Here is a 19,787-nt window from a genome sequence, read left to right on the forward strand (position 1 = left end):
TAATAAGATAACCGTAAATTAAGTTGTTAATTCTTAAGTGGATTGATAACCAAGCAAGTATCTATATTTTTCTCGATGTAGATATATGCGATTGTCTATTAACAAATTAAAAAAATTAATATGGGGAAGTTTGAAATTAAAAAGCGTTCTAATGGCGAGTTTCAGTTTAATTTAAAAGCTGGGAATGGTCAAATAATTTTGGGTAGTGAAGGCTATTCATCCAAAGCAGGTTGTTTAAATGGAATTGAATCTGTTCGGACTAATTCACAGATTGACGAAAGATTTGACCGCAAAGAATCCGCTAGCAACAAATATTATTTTAACTTAAAATCTTCTAATGGCCAAATCATAGGTTCGAGCGAAATGTATGAATCTGCAGCGGGCAGGGATAACGGTATTCGTTCCGTAAGTGAAAATGCACCCGATGCTTCAATAGAAGATTTAACAGTTTAAAAAAAATAGGTTTATAAAAAATGAGACAACACGTTGTCTCATTTTTTATTTACTAGAAATTTCATTTTTAAGCATTATGTCGGCATAATAATTATTAAAGGCTGTTTATAACTCAAAACCAGCTTCCAAACTCTTAATAAATCGTAATTTTTTAGCTTTTTTCTGCAAACGTTGTCGGTATCGTTTGCGCAATTTTAGCGCAAAACCTTGTCTAAGCGCCTTATTTATACCTTAATATTGTATATAATATTTTCATCTACCTTGAAAAATATTATGTAATCCTCTGCGGAGGTGGTAACCATTTATACAATAATTAATAAACATTTAATAACAAGGCTATAGCTCCCTTAAGGAAGATGTAGTAGTTGTTTTAACTAATTTAAATCTGTTCACTATGAGGGTAACATTTACTGTACTCATGATGGTACTGATGTGGCAAATCTCCTTTGCCCAACAGCGAACCGTTAATGGCGTTGTCTCGGATACGGACAACAAACCATTGTCCGGTGCCACGGTTAGCGTCAAAGGCACTAATCGAAAATCGAGCACCGATGCCGAAGGAAAATTCAGAATCCAAGTTAATTCTTCCAATGAAATCATTGTGGTGAATCTGATGGGCTATGAAACCCAAGAAAGGGTGGTCGGCAACCAAAATAATCTGCAATTTACCTTGACGAGTGACGAAGCAGCGCTGGAAGAGGTGGTTGTAATTGGTTACGGAACCGTTAAACGTAAAGATTTAACTGGTGCTGTATCTTCAGTTGACTCCAAAACCATAGCTGCAGCTCCAGTTGCTTCTGCATTAGAAGCTATCCAAGGTCGTGTTGCAGGTTTGAATATCGCTACGACTGAAGGTTCGCCTGATGCTGAATTGACTGTACGTGTTCGTGGAGGAGGTTCCATCACGCAGGATAATTCACCTTTGTATATTGTGGATGGCTTTCCTGTGAATTCTATTGCAGATATAGCGCCACAGGATATTGAGACAATCGATATTTTAAAAGATGCTTCATCTACAGCTATCTATGGTTCTCGCGGGGCGAATGGTGTAATTTTAGTGACCACAAAAAGTGGTAAAGCAGGTAAGACCAATATTAGCTTAAATGTTTTCACGGGAGCACGTAATCTAGCGAAAAAACTGGATGTTTTAGTTCCAATGGATTATGTGACATGGCAGTATGAGCAAGCTTTATTGGCAAATAAGTTGACTAATTATACGGATTACTTTGGTAATTATCAGGATATAGATTTGTATGCCAATGTACAAGCTAACGATTGGCAAGAGATTGTGTTTGGTCGTACAGGCAATACTTACAACCACAACTTAAATTTCAATGGTGGTAGCGAAAAAACGAAGTTTAGTGTAAGTCATTCCTTCGTGAAGGATAAAGCAATTATGCAGATGTCGGATTTTCAACGCCAGAACGTGAATTTCAAATTCAATCACAAACTGTACAAGAATTTAACATTGGATTTAGGACTGCGTTATTCGGATATGCGAGTGAACGGCGGAGGTATGAATGAGCAAAATGAAGTTTCTTCTGCGGACTCCCGTCTAAAGTATGCGATGCTATATCCGCCTTTTCCTGTGGAAGGATTGACAACGACAACAGAAACGGATGATGATTTCAATCTGTATAGTCCTTTGGTAGCTATCTCGGACAATGATCAATATTTTCAACGCAAAACATATAATCTTAATGCAGCTTTGACGTATGAAATCGTAAGTAACCTGCGATTGAGAAGTGAGTTTGGTTATGATGGCTACCGCAATGATCAAGATCGTTTTTATGGTGGTACGACTTATTATGTACGTAATGTGCCTACTAGTGCTAATCAAAATTTACCAGCTTTATGGCTTACTAATACAAACCGTAATGGCTGGCGCAATACCAACACCTTGAATTTTGATTTCAAAAAATTGATCTCCAAAGATCATTCGTTGAATATGTTGGTAGGTCAAGAGTATTTAATGACGCAAAATCAAATTTTGTCCAATGTTCTTCACGGATTTCCAGAGACTTTTACATTTGATGAAGCGCGTAAATTGACTACGCAAGGTAAACCAAATTCCATTGACAATAACTTTTCACCAGATGATAAGCTTTTATCATTTTTTGGACGTGTCAATTATGGTTATAAAGAAAAATACTTATTGAGTGCGACGTTTAGAGTGGATGGTTCATCTAAATTTTCGAAAGATAATCGTTGGGGATTCTTCCCATCGGTATCTGGAGCATGGCGTATTTCGGGCGAAGATTTCTTACAAGATGCGCAGTGGCTTAGCGATTTGAAATTGAGAGCAAGTTACGGAGCAGCTGGAAATAATAGAATTCCTGCCGGATTATTGGTACAAACTTTCAATAACTCTACCACAACGTGGGTAAATGGTTATGATAACTATTGGGCAGCTTCCAAAACCATGGCAAATCCCGACTTGAAGTGGGAAACAACTATTACACGCAATATCGGTTTAGATTTTTCATTATTGAATAATAGATTGAGTGGTACGGTAGATGCGTATTTGAATAAAACGAACAACTTATTGATTGCTTATCCTGTAGGTGGAACGGGTTATGATATTCAATACCGCAATATTGGTAATACCCAAAATAAAGGGTTGGAGTTCTCTCTTAACTGGGCCGCTTTGCGTAAAGAAAATTTTGATTTGTCTTTGAATGCTAACATTGCATTTAACAGAAATAAAGTTCTAGATCTAGGTGCTGTGGAGAATATTCCAGGTACCTCACGTTGGGCATCAACGGCGATCAACATGGATTATTTGGTTGAAAAAGGAGCTCCTGTAGGTCGTATGTATGGGTATATTAGCGATGGACGTTATGAGGTGGATGATTTTGAAGGTTATATCTCCAATCAATGGAAATTAAAAGAAGGTGTAGCAACTGCAGCAGATGTGGTGGGCACCATGCGTCCAGGTGCGATGAAGTTGAAAGACGTAAATGGTGATGGTATGATTTCGGTAGCCGATCGTACGATTATTGGAAATGCCAACCCATTGAATACAGGAGGTTTTTCTATCAATTCACGTATCTACAATTTTGATTTAGCGGCGTATTTCAATTGGTCTTATGGCAATGATATTTACAACGCCAATAAAATCGAGTATACGAGCACTAGCCAGTATTTCTCTCGAAATATGACTTCCGAAATGGCTTCGGGCAATCGCTGGACAAATTTACGTGAAGATGGAACCATCAGCAATGATCCCGCGGAGTTAGCACAGATGAATGCTAATACGACTATGTGGTCGCCTTATATGCGTTCGTTTGTATTTAGTGATTGGGCAGTGGAAGATGGCTCATTCTTACGCATGACTACGTTGACGCTAGGATATACTTTACCAAAGCAGATTTCTTCACGTTTACGTATGCAGAATATGCGTATTTACGCTTCAGGCTATAATTTATGGCTACTTACTAATTACACCGGCTTTGATCCAGAGGTTTCTACTCGTCGTCAAACGCCATTGACTCCTGGTGTCGATTATTCGGCTTATCCAAAGAGTAAATCATTCCTTTTTGGCTTGAATGTGAACTTTTAGTAAGACTTAATTTGACTGATTATGAAAAAGATTATTACCATTAGCTTAATATTAGCGGCCTCCCTTGCAACTTGGAGTTGTAAAGATATATTGGAAGCGCCGACCAAATCCTCGTTGGATGAGTCTGTGATTTTCTCCACACCAAGCCTTGCCGAAGGCGTAATTCCAGGGATTTTGCAGTCCTTCGGGGAGACGAACTCCTATCGTGGTCGCTATTTGGTCTATTACGGGACCAATACAGATGTGGAAGTGTACAGTTCACTAAAAACAATTAACGACGACAAATCCAGATTGGGCAATTACAATACCAATGTGGAAAATGACCAAATGAACACCGACAATAATGCCTGGGCAAAGTTTTATGAAGGAATAGAACGTGCTAATATGGCGATTCGAGGCTTGCGTAATTACGGTAATATAGACAGAAATCCAGCTATGGCTCAAGTGTTGGGTGAAGTGTTGGTGTTGCGTGCGGTTATTTATAATGATTTGATAAAAGGTTGGGGGGATGTCCCAGCGCGTTTTGAACCGATTAATACAGAAACAACTTATTTACCACGTTCGGACAAGGATGTTATTTACAAGCAATTATTAGCAGACTTGGATGAAGCTGCAAGCCTTTTGCCTTGGCCAAATGAATCTAATGTCACTAAATCTGTGGAACGCGTGAATAAAGCTTTTGCGAAAGGATTGCGCGCACGCTTGGCATTGGCTGCAGGAGGTTATTCACAACGTTTGGATGGTACAGTACGATTGAGTTCGGATCCAGATCTTTCCAAAGATAAAATGTACGCTATTGCAAAACAGGAATGTTTGGATATCATCAATAGTGGGACGCTGAGATTGTTAGGTTTTGAGGAATTATTCCGCAGATTCAATGGCGAGAATATATTGGCTGGTGGAGAATCCATGTGGGAAATTCCATTTAGTGAAGGTCGTGGACGTGTGATTTTTGATTTGGGTGTGCGTCATACTAAGACGGATAAATATACTGGTCAAAATCGTGGAGGAACTGTCGTTGCTAATCCATTGATGTGGTACGAATTTGATAAGGAAGATGTACGCAGAAGTGTGTCGGTAGTGCCATACGAATGGGATCGTGCTTCTTCAGATGCTGCAGATGCTGGTGGTTTTCAAGTGCCAACCACCTTGGGAAGGATGTATTTTGGGAAATACCGTTATGAATGGATGAACCGTAGGGTTACTTCGACCAATGATGATGGTTTGAACTGGATGTACATGCGTTATGCGGATGTAATTTTAATGGCTGCTGAGGCGATAAATGAATTGGATGGACCTCAAGCGGCTGCACCTTACTTGAAAATGATTTTGGATAGAGCATTTCCGACAAATTCCTCTAAGGTGAATACGCTAATGTCGGAAGCTACATCTTCTAAAACGGATTTTTTTAATGCTATTGTAGATCAAAGAGCTTTAGAATTTACAGGCGAAATGCTTCGTAAAGCGGATTTAATCCGTTGGAATTTGTTGGCAACTAAATTGACGGAAGCTAAAACCAAATTGCAACAACTAGAAACACGGACAGGTAAATATGCCGATTTGCCGACACGTATTTACTATAAAACCTTGGCAGATGGTGAAACGGTTGAAATTTATGGTTTAAACTTTGGTGATACGGATGCAGAAGGTGCTTCATTGGGCTATACAGCCAATAAAACGTGGACTATGTCTGCTTCGAGTGACCAAACTACATTCTGGGATGCGTTGGTATATCCAGGCAAAGATCCTAATAAGCAGCAATTTTGGCCCATCTGGCAAATCTTTATCGAAGGTTCCAATGGCATGTTAGATAACAAACATTTAAACCTGTAAACTGAAATATCATGAAACCTTATAAAATATTTGGTCTTGTAACAACGGCGTTAGCGCTGACTTTTGTTGCATGTGATAGTAACTTGACTACAGAGATTTCAGATCTTCATTTGGATAGAGCGCTTTCGCCTACCAATGTTGTAGCTCAAGTAGTAGAACGTACCAGCGTGCGTTTAAATTGGAAAAAAGTATACAATGCTAGCGCCTATCATATTGAATTTTATGATAATCCTGCGGGTACGGGTACTGCTGTGAAGCGAATTGAGAATATCCAATATGACGAACTTCCATACACTGTTGCAGGTTTGGATGGCGAAACAGAATATTTGGTAAAAATCCAAGCTGTGGGCTCAGAAATTGGAGAATCAAAATGGTCTACGGCCACTTTTACTACGGGTACAGAACAGATACTCCGCGCTGTCGATCCAGAGGAAATTACTTCTTCTTGGGCAATCTTGCGTTGGCCTGTTGGCCTAACAGCTACATCGGTAGAGTTATCTCCAGGAAATCGTTCTATTCCTGTTACCGCAGAAAATATCACCAACGGCTCCATTACTATTGATGGATTGGGTAGTGATATTACCTATACAGCCCGTCTGATGAATGGAGCAAAAACACGTGGAACAATTAGCTTCACTACGATGCTGGGGGATAATGTGACCAAAATCGGACCTTCTGAAGACTTTGCGGCAATTTTAGCTACGCTACAAGATGGCGATATCATTGCGCTAGAACCTGGAGAATATAAAATAGAAAAAGATGTCGAAGTTAACAAGACGGTGACTATTCAAGGATATAGACCTGCGGATAAGCCAGTCTTAAAGGGATTAGTAATAAAAGTAAAAGGCGGTGCTGGATTGACTCTTAAAGATGTCATTATGGATGGCACAGGAAATCCTTCACAAAATCAATCTATTTTCTACGATGAGGATATGAATACTCCTTACGGAGAGCTAACGATTGAGAATTCTGAGTTCAAAAATTATGTGAAAGGATTGTTGCATGTCAACAAAAAGGTGCGTATTCCTAAAGCGACATATTCCAACAATTTGATTTATAATATCGAATGTGCTGGGGGTGATTTTATTGACTTTCGTAATGGCTTGGCAGATGAGTTCTATTTCCGTAATAATACGGTTTATAATTCAGCGCTTTCAAGAGATTTGTTCCGTATGGATGCTGGCGGTAGTACCAATTTCCCTGGTATTCAATCGAAGATTTATATAGAAAATAATATTTTCCATAAGGTGTTAGCGGGTACTTCTAATCGTATGTTGTATATACGTTTGGCTTCGCATCAAATCTATTTTAGCAAGAATATTGTTTCAGAATCAAATGGTATGCATAGTAATCAAGGAGCAACGACTATTACTTTGATGAGCCTAAATAATTATCACAATGCGCCGAACTTTACAGGAAGTACAGCATCGAATGCGAAAAATGATACAGGAAATTTCACTTTGTTGAATCCTCAATTTACAAATGCTGATGCAGGAAACTTTACGTTGGGTAATTTGGATTTAAAACTTAATGGAATTGGTCCAGAGCGTTGGAGAAACTAAGAGAAAAAAATGATGAATTTTGTTCGGCTTTACCATGCTGTTAAGGTAGTAATGTTGTTAGGGGCTACGGTATTATTATTCGTGTATTGTTCAAAGAGCGCGAATACTAGTGATGTAGAACCTCCAACTGAAGAATTGACAGCCCCGCAAGGGATTCAGGTAGAGCCGAACATTTCCTCTGCTTTAGTAAAATGGAACGTCGTTTCAGGGGCGGAGGGATATAGGTTAGAATTGTCTTTAAACAATTCCTTTACAGAAATTATCACTTCTACAAGTATGGTAACCAATACTACCTATACTTTCGATAATTTAAGTCAGCAGACGAAATATTACGTGCGTATTCGTGCTATAAAAAGTAAGCCTACAAACCAATATTCCAGCTGGACAGTAACCGATTTTATGACCAATGGATTGCCACAGGAAGAAGAGTTGGCTTTTCCAGGTGCATTAGGTTTTGGAAAAATGACCAGTGGAGGAAGAGGAGGTAAAGTTATCAAAGTAACCAATCTAAATGACTCAGGCCCTGGAAGTCTTCGCGATGCCATAAATCAAAGCGGTAAACGTATTGTCATTTTTGAGATTTCGGGAAATATAAAACTGCAAAGCCGTTTAGTAATTCGTAATGGAGATTTAACGATAGCAGGGCAGTCAGCTCCGGGCGACGGAATTTGTATCCAAAATTATGAAGTGTATTTGGATGCGGATAACGTGATAATACGCTACTTACGCTTCCGATTAGGAGATGAAACGCAGCAGGAAACCGACGCTATTTGGGGACGTTATCGCCAAAATATTATTATTGATCATTGCTCGATGAGCTGGTCTATTGATGAGTGTGCTTCCTTTTATGCAAACAAAAATTTCACCATGCAATATTGTTTGCTTGCCGAAAGCTTAAACAAATCTTTCCATGAAAAAGATGATCATGGTTATGGTGGTATTTGGGGAGGCCATAAAGCATCTTTTTACTTCAATTTATTGGCACATCACAATAGCCGAAACCCTCGATTTGATGGTGGAAACCGACCTGGCACAGGTGGACTTAGTTCGGTCGGAAAAGATGTGGTAGATTTTAGATTCAACGTATTGTATAATTGGCGGGGAAACTCTATTTATGGAGGAGAAAATGGGGAGTATAACATCTTAAATAATTACTTTAAAGCAGGTCCTGCGACACCAGATAACAAAAAGAACCGTATTCTAGAAGTTTCAAAAGAAAATGGCGCCGCTTATGCACCGGGTTATGGAAGGTTTTTTGTAGAAGGAAATTATGTGTTTGAAAACACCTCTATTTCACAACAAAATTGGTCTGGAGGAATTGTCTTTAGTTCTGGGACTAATCAAAGTTTGGTACAAGCGCTTCAGCCTTTTGAACCGATATGGGCAGCTGAACAACCTACAGCGGAGCAGGCTTATCAAACAGTGTTAGAAAAATCAGGAGCCTCGTACAAACGTGATGCGGTGGATAGTCGAATTGTCGATGAGGTACGAAATGGTACTTATATTTATAAAGGTTCAAAAACAGGATTTTTAGGTATTATTGATTCGCAAACAGATGTGGGCGGATGGCCAATACTAAATACGCAGACTGTACTTTTAGACACAGATGGGGATGGTATGCCAGATGATTGGGAAAAATCAAAGGGACTAGATCATACCAAACCGAATGCGGATGGAAGAGATTTAAGTTTGGTGTATGATAATATTGAAGTCTATTTGAATAGTTTGGTCGGACATTTATATAATCCTGAAATAAACTCATCTATCTTATTTACGGTCGGAATAAACCACGGGTGAAAATACCAAAATGTATGCGGTGAATGCTCAAAATGTAACTCATCGTATGAAATTCCCCATTTTTTGTAGTACTGCATCAAATCATACTTTCCTGCGCTGAATCGTTTGAAGCCACTGGTTATAAAAAGCATAGGCGCAGAATTTTTGGAGAGATGAGTAAGGGCGGAAGCTTGCTTCCAATTTTGTGCTGCCCCAATAGAATCTCCACCTAACCATTCGGCAGCCATTGTTCCTTCTTGGGCATCTGGATGACTAAACGACAATAGACCATCTATATTTATTACTGCTTTCACACTTGGACTGAGTGTGCTTTTATTGGCTTTTGTCGCAAGGGACTTATTTAATACCCCAATCAAAGAAGCGAGTTGTCCACCAGAAGAGGTTCCTAAACAGATAATAGTATTGGGATGAATAGCATACTGTGCCGCATTTTTTTTCATCCAGCGAATGGCATCTTGTAAATCTTCAACAGCAGCTGGGTATTTAGCTTCGAGCGAAAGCCTATATTCTACAGCAAAGCAAGTATACCCTTTTTTTGCTAGGGCTTTGGCCAGCTCGTGCATATGTGTCTTATCACCTGTTTTCCATCCTCCACCATGAATCAGTAAAATTCCAATATTTTTTCCTTCTGCTAAAGGTTGAAAAACATCAACTGTTAGCTCTCGTTGGGCTATATTTTTATAAACGATATCCTGCTTAATCTTCAGGTTGTTGGTATCTGCCAGAGCAATTTCAATATGAGGAAATTTCTTCTTCTCTTTCTCAAAAGTTCCTTTGACAGTGAAAGAAGTATCTCGTGGAAAGGACTTTTGCGCCCACAAATGCGAAGTACAGTGCAGGAATACAAAAAGCAAGACGAATAATTTACTAAAGCTCATGTCTAGGTTATATTGCAAGTGGATTCCAATCTTTGAAGATGTTTTCTATCGTATATTTTTGAGCTTCAGCATCTGTCAATTGGTGAGACCAAGTTACGCGTTTGTCAATACTGGCTGTGCCCGGTCCTTCATTTTTGAATTCCGCATAGTAAGCCGTTTTATTTTTGTCTGGGAAATTTTTGTCTCCGGCCCAAGGATCCCAGCCAGTTGGCGTAATGTGACTACCTAATTTACATTGCATAAAAACTGTTTTTGCATATGGTCGCCAAGGTCTACCCAAATAAACTTTATTCACACTGTTATCAGAAGCTACTATATTACACTTATAAAATACAAAGCCAAATTCATCATGCTGAGTCGTTGAGGCAGCCGTAATATAAGAGTTGACAAGACTTTCAATGGTACAATGCTGGAAATAAGCTGTTGTCGCACCGAAAATAAAATCGGTTGTTCCTTTGATATAGCAGTTATCTACAAACACGCGGACGCCAGCTTTGGAAAGATAAAATGTATCCTGATTACCAAATAAATTACAATTCAACACTTTGATGCGGTCTCCTTCAGTGTGTAATGCAACGGCTTGTCCTACACGTCCTGCAGTATTTTCAATCGTTAAATTTTCTACCGTACAATCATCACCAGCTATGCGAAGGGTATAAGTCGTATATGTTGTATGAAATTCCTGCCCACTCACATCTTTATTTTCCATCTTTTTGCCCGAATAATCATCGTAGCGAATTACAGTGTTTTCGCGATCTAGACCGCGTAGAATAATATTTCTCTTTTGTATGGGAATAGTCACCTTCTCAATGTACGTGCCTGGATGAATATTTATCACCACTGGAAATTCTGCAAAATCTCTGACTTCATTGATTGCATCCTGGATGGTCGTAAAATCTTCCGTTCCATCGGTGCTCACGCCGATTTCAAATTTATTATCCATTGTTTGAGCACAAATGGTAAAACAACTTACTGATAATAAAAGGACTAAAACAGATAATATTCTTGAAATGTACATAGGAGTTTATTTTTCATTGGTTAAAACAAGAATACTAAATATCTCTTAGCACATCAACTCTATTTTATGCAATCGTTCTCGATAACGTTTCCGTATTTATTCCATTGAATACTAGTATTTTGGTGGTAAATTGTGTCTTGAAAATAACCCATATGAAAAGCATCTTTATTACTGCCATTACTATTATGGTGGCTTTTGTATTTTTCAGTTTTTTAGAACAAAGGAAGATAAATGTTTGGATGATAGGTGATTCGACAATGGCGATTAAGGTAGTCAACAAATATCCTGAAACAGGCTGGGGGGTACCCTTTGCCCAAATGTTTACGGATAATGTGCTGGTAAGAAATCACGCTAAAAATGGTAGAAGCACCAAATCATTTAAAAATGAGGGATTGTGGAAAGAAGTCTATGAAAATATAAAGAAAGGTGATTATGTCTTCATACAATTTGGACACAACGATGAGAAAGTAGATAAACCTGCGGTTGGGGTGACACCAAAGGAATTTGAAGCTAATCTGCAGGAGTATGTAGAATTGGTACAATCCAAGCAGGCTAAGCCGATATTGCTAACACCCATTGCCCGACGCAAGTTCGAACAGGGCCAATTGCAGGAAACGCATGGTGAATATGCAACTATTGCTTGCTCACTTGCGCAGAAGCTAAATGTTCCTTGTATTGATTTGCGAAGTCTGACTAACAAGCTCCTAAGTGAAATGGGAGAGGCAGAATCCAAATCATTATTCCTTCATTTAGATGCGGGAGATCACAATTATCCAAGCGGGGTGCAAGATAATACCCATTTGAATCAACAAGGAGCGCAAAAGATAGCGGAGCTAGTGGTTCAGGAAATAAAAAGACAAAAAATAGCTTTACAAGACTACTTGAAATAAGTCCTTACGAAGACAACGATTGCATAGAATACACTTTTTTTAAAAGTTTTATCAACGTAAATTGTTGATAGCGATAACCAAAATATAATATATGATGATGTTACTTAGAAAATTTGCTAAAGAATTCTTAGTGCCCTTAGGTACTACTTTAAGTTTGCTTTTTGCTACAACGAGTATTGTTCAAGCGCAACAACCGTTTCTTCCCGTGATTAAAACAACATCCTTTAGAGCCGATACGGTGAATATAAAAGATTTTGGTGCAAAAGGCGATGGACAATTTTTGAATTCCGATGCTATTAATAAAGCGATAATTGCTATCAATCAACGCGGAGGTGGTGTGGTATTGGTTCCTGCTGGATTGTGGCTTACTGGCCCTATTGAAATGAAAAGCAATGTCAACTTGCATGTTTCGCGTGAGGCTATTCTTTTGTTTTCAAAAAACTTCGATGATTATAAATTGGTGGAATCCAACTGGGAAGGTCAGCCTGCTTGGCGAAATCAAAATCCTATTTCAGGGAAAAATCTTGAAAATATAGCTATTACTGGAAAAGGAGTAATCGATGGTAATGGTGGAGTTTGGCGTATGGTCAAGCGTAATAAAATGACGGATTCGCAATGGAAAAAACTAGTTTCTTCTGGTGGCGTAGTGGATGAGAAAGCGAAGATTTGGTATCCTTCTGAAGGATCCATGAAAGGTGCTTTAGAAAATCGTGGAGGAACCATTAAGCCTGGACTTACAAAAGAAGACTTTCTGGATGTCAAAGATTTCCTAAGACCAAATTTGTTGGTTTTCACGGCGTGTAAAAGAGTTTTAATAGAAGGAGTTACCATACAAAATTCTGCAGCGTGGAATTTACATCCCTTGATGTGTGAAGATGTCACGCTACGTGATGTACTGGTGCGTAATCCTTGGTATGCACAGAATGGCGATGGTGTAGATATAGAATCCTGTAAAAATGTGTTGGTAGAGGACTGTACGTTTGATGTAGGTGATGATGGTATCTGTATCAAGTCGGGTCGTGATAAAGCTGGACGCGATCGCGGTATGCCAACCGAAAATGTGATTATCCGCCGTTCGGTAGTGTATCATGCGCACGGTGGTTTTGTCATTGGTAGTGAAATGAGCGGTGGTGCGCGTAACATTTGGGTGGAAGATTGTTCTTTTATCGGGACGGATATTGGTTTGCGTTTCAAAACAAAAAGAGGACGTGGTGGTGTCGTAGAAAATATTTTTATCAATAATATCAATATGGTTGGTATTCCAGGAGAAGCCATTCTTTTTGATATGTATTATGAGGCTGTAGATCCTATTCCACTTTTGGGGGATGAGAAAAAGGAAGTGAAAGTCGTAAAGCTTCCTGTAACTGAAGAAACACCTCAATTCCGAAACTTTTCTATTAAAAATGTCCATGTAAGTGGCGCCGATAAAGGAATTTTCTTTAGAGGTCTTCCTGAAATGCATGTCAAAAACATAACCTTAGAAAATATAAATATAGACGCCAAAAACGGGATAGAAATTATTTCGGCTTCTGATATCAGTCTGAAAAATGTCCGTGTACATACAGATAACAGCAGTCCTTTTGTCCAGATCGCAGATAGTGAAAATATCAGTTTTGAGAATTTGACGCCAATGAATGAGGTGGATTTATTGTTCCGTGTATCAGGTGATGAAAGTAAAAACATCCGTGCTACGGGAACTGAATTAAAAGGCGTAAAAAAGAAAACTGAATTTGTAGGTGGAGCGAATGCGAAAGCATTGAAAATGTAATGGATATGAAGAAAATTTTTGTAGCAATAATTCTCTTATTGGTAAGTGTGACGATTAGTTTGGCACAAATGCCATATTACGAGCGAATGGCGAATACCACGGTGGAGAAGGTGGTCGTGGAATCGAAGTTCTCCACAAATAAGGGACTGAAATGGACGTACGATTTAGGTGTTCCTTTGGAAGGTATGTTGGAAGTGTGGAGAACCACAGCCAATGGTACATATTTTAATTTCGTCAAACAGTGGATGGATAAGTATGTTGACAAAGAAGGAAATATTTTAAATTACTCACCCGAGGAATTCAATATTGATCATGTAAAGAATGGAAAAGTCCTTTTGGCTTTGTTCAAAGCTACAGGCGACAAAAAGTATTTAAATGCTTGTCATAAGCTTTTTGCACAAATGGAAAAGCACCCACGAACTAAGGAAGGAGGGTTTTGGCACAAGAAAATTTATCCATATCAAATGTGGTTGGATGGCTTATACATGGCACAGCCTTTTCTGACAGAATACGCTTCATTGCTCGAGAAGCCTGAATTGTACGATGATATTGTTAACCAATTTGTGTGGATGGAGAAGAATGCAAAAGACCCAAAAACAGGTTTGTTGTATCACGGATGGGATGAATCGCGTAAAGAGCGTTGGGCAAATCCACAGACGGGTTTATCTCCGCATTTCTGGGCTAGAGGTATGGGCTGGTTTGTTTTCGCTTTAGTCGATGTGTTGGATAATTTTCCAAAAAGTCATCCAGGCCACGAAAAATTGATCGGTATTTTGCAGCGGACAATGGAAGCTGTAGCAAAGTATCAAGATCCCAAATCGGGCGTATGGTATGATATTGTGGATTTAGCGGATAGGGAAGGAAACTACCATGAAGCATCTGCTTCGAGCATGTTTACGTATGCGATGGCAAAAGGCCTTCGAAAAGGATATTTACACAAAAAATATTTAACCAATCTTGAGAATGCGCACGCAGGATTAATTAAAGAATTTGTGGAGGAGGTATCGCCCACCCAAATCAATTTAAATAAGGTCGTTGCCGTGTCTGGATTAGGAGGTAGCAAAAATTACCGTGATGGTAGTTTTGAATATTACATGAGTGAACCTGTAATTTCCAATGATCCTAAAGGTGTCGGGCCTTTTATGTTAGCAACTATTGAATTTGAAAAGCTCCAAAAGAGCGAACAGACCGCTAAATCTCCTCGAGTAACACTGGATAATTATTACAATAATGAATACAAAGAATTTGTTCCAGGTTTGAAAAGACCTTACCATTATTTGTGGGATGGACATGATTTTAATGGTTTTTATATTCTAGGATCTGTATTTGAAACTTATGGTGCTAAATTATCAACCTTGAGAGAAGCTCCAACAGCTAAAAACCTTAAAAATTCAGACATCTTCATCATTGTGGATCCGGATACAGAAAAGGAATCCGAAAATCCTAATTATATGGACGCAAAGACAGCGAAGTCTCTAGCTGATTGGGTAAAAAAAGGTGGAGTCTTGGTTCTTTTATTAAATGACCTGGGCAATTGTGATTTGGATAAAATCAACTTACTGAGTACTATGTTCGGTATGAAGTTCAATCAGGACAGCAGAAATAGAGTGCAAGGTCGAAATTTCGAGCAAGGTGCAGTACTGTTAACCCCTAATGATATCTTTCAAAAAACTTCCAAACTATATTTAAAGGAAATCTCCACTATACAGATCACAGCGCCAGCGAAAGCTTTGGTGCAAGATGGCAATAATACGCTTATGGCTGTGGCCAAATATGGTAAAGGAACTGTTTTCGCAGTCGGTGACCCATGGTTGTATAATGAATATGTGGATGGGCGCAAATTGCCTGCTGATTTTCAGAACTTTTCGGCAGCTCATGAATTGGTACAATGGTTAATTAAACAGGCTAGATAGATATGAGGTTGATTTTAAGTATGTTGTGGGTATGTGTGATGACAGGTTGTATGGCTCAAAAAACACCACCATCACCTAGTGATGTTTGGGATAGAATGCTAGAGTATCAATTGCCAAATGGTGGGTGGGCAAAACATTATACTGACGGAACTGCTGTCGATTATTCCAAACCCATTACTTCTAGTTTAAAATTAAAAATTGCAACAGATGGTATTTATGCCACAATAGATAATCATGCCACGACAAGAGAAATAGAAGCCTTAGCTGAAGGTTTTCAAAAAACATCAAAAAAGCAATACAAAGATGCAGTCATAAAAGGTATCAACTACCTGCTGTCTGCGCAATATGAAAATGGTGGATTTCCTCAATATTTCCCTGATAAGCGCAATTATCGCAGTCAAATAACTTTCAATGATAATGCGATGATCAATGTCCTTACGCTTTTGCGTGAGGTAGGCTCCGAAAGTGATTTATATAATTTTATTGACGTAGATCTTCGTGTGAAAGCACAACAAGCGGTTGAGAAAGGCATTGATTGCATACTTCGTGCTCAGCTCGTTGCGAATGGGCAACTTACAATTTGGGCTGCACAATATGATGAAAACCTCAAACCAGCACAAGCTCGTAAGTTTGAACCAGTGTCTCTCACTTCTAGTGAATCGGTTGGTATTGTACGTTTTCTAATGAAGGAAAAACCCTCTCAGCAAATCATTTTAGCTATTGAAAGTGCTATAAAATGGTTTGAGAATAACAAAATTGAGGGCTATAGGTTTGATACAGTTAAGAAATCTAATGGTAAAATGGAGCGAAAGTTAGTGCCTGATGCTGGTTCTGTCGTTTGGAGCCGTTTCTATGAAATCGGGACGAACAAGCCCATATTTGGAGACCGTGATGACACGGTGCATTATAATTTTGATGAAATATCCGAAGAGCGTAAAAATGGATATGCATGGTTTGGAGAATGGCCGCTCAATCTTATTAAAAATAATTACCCTAAATGGTTAAAATCAATTCAATCTAATAAATAAAAACATTACATTTTATATGAACATCTTGTCTCCCGAAATACTTCATGAGATATCAACAGACAAAGTCTTATTGCCAACTTCAGAATCTTTTAGCTATCCTGAGAAAGTGTTGCAATTTGGAACTGGCGTACTTTTGAGAGGATTGCCTGATTATTATATCGATAAAGCAAACAAACAACGAATTTTCAAGGGCCGAGTAGCGGTTGTCAAATCCACTTCTTCTGGAAGTATACAAGACTTCGTGGAACAAAAAGGAATTTTTACACTTTGTGTAAAAGGTCTTTCAAATGGCAATGTGGTTGAAGAATATATTGTTAATAATTCCATCACACGTGTATTGGAAGCCGCCTCAGATTGGTCAGAGATAATTAAAATTGCAAAATCCGCGGACTTGGAAGTTGTGATTAGTAACACTACCGAAGTAGGTATTGTGAGCAGTGATGACAAAGTAGGAGATAATCCACCTAATTCCTTTCCAGGAAAATTATTAAGTGTCTTATATCATCGCTATCAATATTTCAATGGAGATGTAGAAAAGGGTCTAGTTATCTTACCTACGGAACTTATTTCCGATAATGGAATAAAATTGAAAGATATTGTCTTGTCTTTATGTGATAAAAATAACTTAGGCGAGGATTTCAAAAATTGGTTGCTAGTCGCGACTGATTTCTGTAGCACCTTAGTAGACCGTATTGTGCCAGGAAAGTTGCCAACCGTGGAGCACGAAGCGGTAGAAAAGTATCTGGGATACCAAGATAACCTCATGATTATGGCTGAACCATTTGCCTTATGGGCGATTGAATCGGATTCGGATCGTGTCAAATCCAAACTTTCTTTTGCGCAGACAGATTCGAGTGTGATTATTGTTCCTTCAATCAACAAATACAAAGAAATTAAACTTCGTTTGTTGAATGCTACGCATACATTTAGCTGTGCTGCAGCCTTGCTTTCTGGCGTGAAAACAGTGAAAGAAGCCATGCAGGATGATCTTTTCACAGTTTACGTGAAAAATCTGATGACACAAGAAATTGGACCTTCTATAATTGATTCAGAACTAACCGAAGAAGATGTGACCGCATTTTCTAATAGTGTGATGGATAGATTCAGCAATCCATTTTTGGAACACCAATGGTCAGCTATTGCGATGAATTATCCCTCGAAAGTAGCTATGCGTTGTGTTCCATTATTAAGTAAGTGGTATGCAAAGCACACTGAAACGCCTAAATACATGGCTTTGGGTATTGCAGCATTTTTGAAAATGCAGGCGCAAAATGAAAATAAATCAGTTGATGAATTGATTAATGATCAATCAATCTGGGGTGAAGATTTGAATACTTATCCAGATTTTGTGGAAAGCATTAATAAAAATTTAGAACAAATAGCCGATAGGGGAATTTTAAAAGCAATAGCAGCGAATTTATAAATGAAATCAAAAGTATTACGTATTCATTCGGATGATAATGTGTTGGTAGCACTTAAGGATTTGGCTGCTGGAGAAAGTGTGTTTTTTGAAGGTACAGAATATGTGCTAAAGGAAGAAATACCAGCAAAACACAAGTTCTTTATGCAGGATATGCAACCTCAGGATGAAGTGAAAATGTATGGTGTATTGGTTGGTAAAATTCAGTTCCCTGTTTTGCAGGGTATGCGTATGTCTGTAGAAAACACCAAACATGCCGTTGAGCCTTATGAATTTAGACCTTACAATCAAGGAGAATGGAACGCTCCAGACGTTTCCAGATTTGCTAATCGTACGTTTAAAGGTTATGTGCGAGAAGATGGACGTGTGGGCACAGCGAATTATTGGCTATTTATTCCAACGGTATTTTGTGAAAATCGAAATTTAGACGTGATCAAAGAGGCGTTATATGATGTACTGGGGTATTCGGTGACGGATAAATATAAACTTTTCACGCAAGGATTGTTGGAAGCTTATAATGAAGGAAAGGATATAAGAGATTTTGACACTTTAGATATAAGTCTTGCAGTAAATAAAAAAAATCGTGTATTTGAAAATGTCGATGGTATTAAATTCTTAAATCATCAAGGTGGTTGCGGTGGTATTCGTCAAGATGCTGCGGTGCTTGGTAAATTATTAGCTGCCTATGCTGATCATCCTAACGTTGCTGGAATCACTATTTTGAGTTTAGGATGTCAAAATCTGCAGCTTCAAGAATTAGTGGATGAGATTAAACAAAGAAATCCTAACTTTAATAAACCGTTATATACTTTCGAGCAACAAAAATCTATTAGCGAGCAGGATATGGTAAAGCAAGCTATCAGACAAACTTTTGAAGGTTTAACTTATATTAACCAATTCACTCGCCAAGAAGTTCCTTTGAGTAAGTTAACTTTAGGTGTAAAATGTGGTGGAAGCGATGGGTTTAGTGGAATTTCGGCTAACCCAGCTGTAGGTTATACTTCTGATCTGTTGGTGGCTTTGGGAGGGAAAGTATTATTAGCTGAATTTCCGGAGCTTTGTAGCGCGGAACAAAACCTAATTGACCGTACTATCGAGCCAGAGGCTGCGCATAAATTCATTAAGCTTATGCGCGCTTATAGCGATTCTGCAGAGCGAGTGGGTTCAGGATTTCATATGAATCCTTCTCCTGGAAATATCAGGGATGGCTTGATTACGGACGCTATTAAAAGTAGTGGTGCAGCCAAAAAAGGAGGAACCTCTCCTGTAGTGGATGTACTGGATTATACAGAGGAAGCCACTAAGCCAGGATTGAATTTGGTATGTACACCAGGTAATGATGTCGAAGCTACTACAGGTAAAACGGCTTCTGGTGCTACGTTGATTTTGTTTACCACAGGATTGGGTACGCCAACAGGAAATCCTATTTGTCCAGTGATAAAAGTGGCAACAAATAATGAGCTAGCACAACGTATGGCAGATATCATAGATATCAATACCGGTCCTATTATCGATGGAGACAAGACCATTGAGCAGATGGGTGAAGAAATATTAGAATATTGTATCAAAGCCGCTAGCGGAGAGGTTACACCGAAAGCTGTGCTTTTAAACCAAGATGATTTTATTCCTTGGAAACGAGGAGTCAGCTTATAGAATTATAAACGA

Annotated in this window: 13 protein-coding genes; 11 read left to right on the forward strand and 2 right to left on the reverse strand. The window is 38.7% G+C overall.

Annotated elements, in window-relative coordinates; translation table 11 throughout:
* Positions 1-120: 120 nt before the first annotated feature.
* From G5B32_RS09275 to G5B32_RS09295, 5 genes are all read left to right on the forward strand, one after another.
* Positions 121-453 carry a YegP family protein gene (locus tag G5B32_RS09275; protein ID WP_165291268.1) on the forward strand — a complete coding sequence of 111 codons (333 nt, stop codon included), beginning with the start codon at positions 121-123 and terminating at the stop codon, positions 451-453.
* 394 nt (positions 454-847) lie between these two features.
* Positions 848-4,015 carry a SusC/RagA family TonB-linked outer membrane protein gene (locus tag G5B32_RS09280; RefSeq protein WP_165291269.1) on the forward strand — a complete coding sequence of 1,056 codons (3,168 nt, stop codon included), beginning with the start codon at positions 848-850 and terminating at the stop codon, positions 4,013-4,015.
* Between the two features lie 21 nt (positions 4,016-4,036).
* Positions 4,037-5,848, forward strand: coding sequence for a RagB/SusD family nutrient uptake outer membrane protein (locus G5B32_RS09285; RefSeq protein WP_165291270.1), 1,812 nt, complete (start codon positions 4,037-4,039; stop codon positions 5,846-5,848).
* Positions 5,849-5,859: 11 nt separating this feature from the next.
* Positions 5,860-7,410 (forward strand): fibronectin type III domain-containing protein, encoded by a 1,551-nt coding sequence (locus G5B32_RS09290; protein ID WP_165291271.1) that lies wholly within the window; start codon positions 5,860-5,862, stop codon positions 7,408-7,410.
* Positions 7,411-7,419: 9 nt separating this feature from the next.
* On the forward strand, positions 7,420-9,207 hold the full coding sequence (locus G5B32_RS09295; protein ID WP_165291272.1) for a DUF4992 family lipoprotein: 1,788 nt from the start codon (positions 7,420-7,422) through the stop codon (positions 9,205-9,207).
* Here G5B32_RS09295 and G5B32_RS09300 read toward each other — a convergent pair.
* Positions 9,123-10,085: an alpha/beta hydrolase gene (locus tag G5B32_RS09300; protein WP_165291273.1), complete on the reverse strand. Its 963-nt coding sequence runs from the start codon at positions 10,083-10,085 to the stop codon at positions 9,123-9,125. The two genes, G5B32_RS09295 and G5B32_RS09300, sit on opposite strands and share 85 nt — an antisense overlap.
* A gap of 7 nt (positions 10,086-10,092) precedes the next feature.
* Entirely contained in the window at positions 10,093-11,028 is a 936-nt protein-coding gene (locus G5B32_RS09305) for a pectinesterase family protein (RefSeq protein WP_240899039.1), read from the reverse strand.
* A 227-nt stretch (positions 11,029-11,255) separates the two neighbouring features.
* Between G5B32_RS09305 and G5B32_RS09310 the strand changes: the two genes are divergently transcribed.
* The 6 genes from G5B32_RS09310 to G5B32_RS09335 all read left to right on the forward strand — a co-directional run bounded on the left by G5B32_RS09310 (position 11,256) and on the right by G5B32_RS09335 (position 19,775).
* Positions 11,256-11,993 (forward strand): rhamnogalacturonan acetylesterase, encoded by a 738-nt coding sequence (locus tag G5B32_RS09310; protein WP_165291275.1) that lies wholly within the window; start codon positions 11,256-11,258, stop codon positions 11,991-11,993.
* Between the two features lie 91 nt (positions 11,994-12,084).
* Positions 12,085-13,761 carry a glycoside hydrolase family 28 protein gene (locus G5B32_RS09315; RefSeq protein WP_317166102.1) on the forward strand — a complete coding sequence of 559 codons (1,677 nt, stop codon included), beginning with the start codon at positions 12,085-12,087 and terminating at the stop codon, positions 13,759-13,761.
* 5 nt (positions 13,762-13,766) lie between these two features.
* Positions 13,767-15,674 carry a glycoside hydrolase family 88 protein gene (locus tag G5B32_RS09320; protein ID WP_165291276.1) on the forward strand — a complete coding sequence of 636 codons (1,908 nt, stop codon included), beginning with the start codon at positions 13,767-13,769 and terminating at the stop codon, positions 15,672-15,674.
* Positions 15,675-15,676: 2 nt separating this feature from the next.
* Positions 15,677-16,702 carry a pectate lyase gene (gene pelA / locus G5B32_RS09325; protein WP_165291277.1) on the forward strand — a complete coding sequence of 342 codons (1,026 nt, stop codon included), beginning with the start codon at positions 15,677-15,679 and terminating at the stop codon, positions 16,700-16,702.
* 16 nt (positions 16,703-16,718) lie between these two features.
* The gene (locus G5B32_RS09330) at positions 16,719-18,125 is read left to right on the forward strand and encodes a tagaturonate reductase (RefSeq protein WP_165291278.1); all 1,407 of its coding nucleotides are present in this window, start codon (positions 16,719-16,721) and stop codon (positions 18,123-18,125) included.
* The gene (locus tag G5B32_RS09335; RefSeq protein WP_165291279.1) at positions 18,126-19,775 is read left to right on the forward strand and encodes a UxaA family hydrolase; all 1,650 of its coding nucleotides are present in this window, start codon (positions 18,126-18,128) and stop codon (positions 19,773-19,775) included. It abuts the gene before it with no gap.
* Positions 19,776-19,787: the final 12 nt, after the last annotated feature.

The sequence above is a fragment of the Sphingobacterium sp. SGL-16 genome (genome assembly GCF_011043515.1).
In the GTDB taxonomy this organism is placed as follows: domain Bacteria; phylum Bacteroidota; class Bacteroidia; order Sphingobacteriales; family Sphingobacteriaceae; genus Sphingobacterium; species Sphingobacterium litopenaei.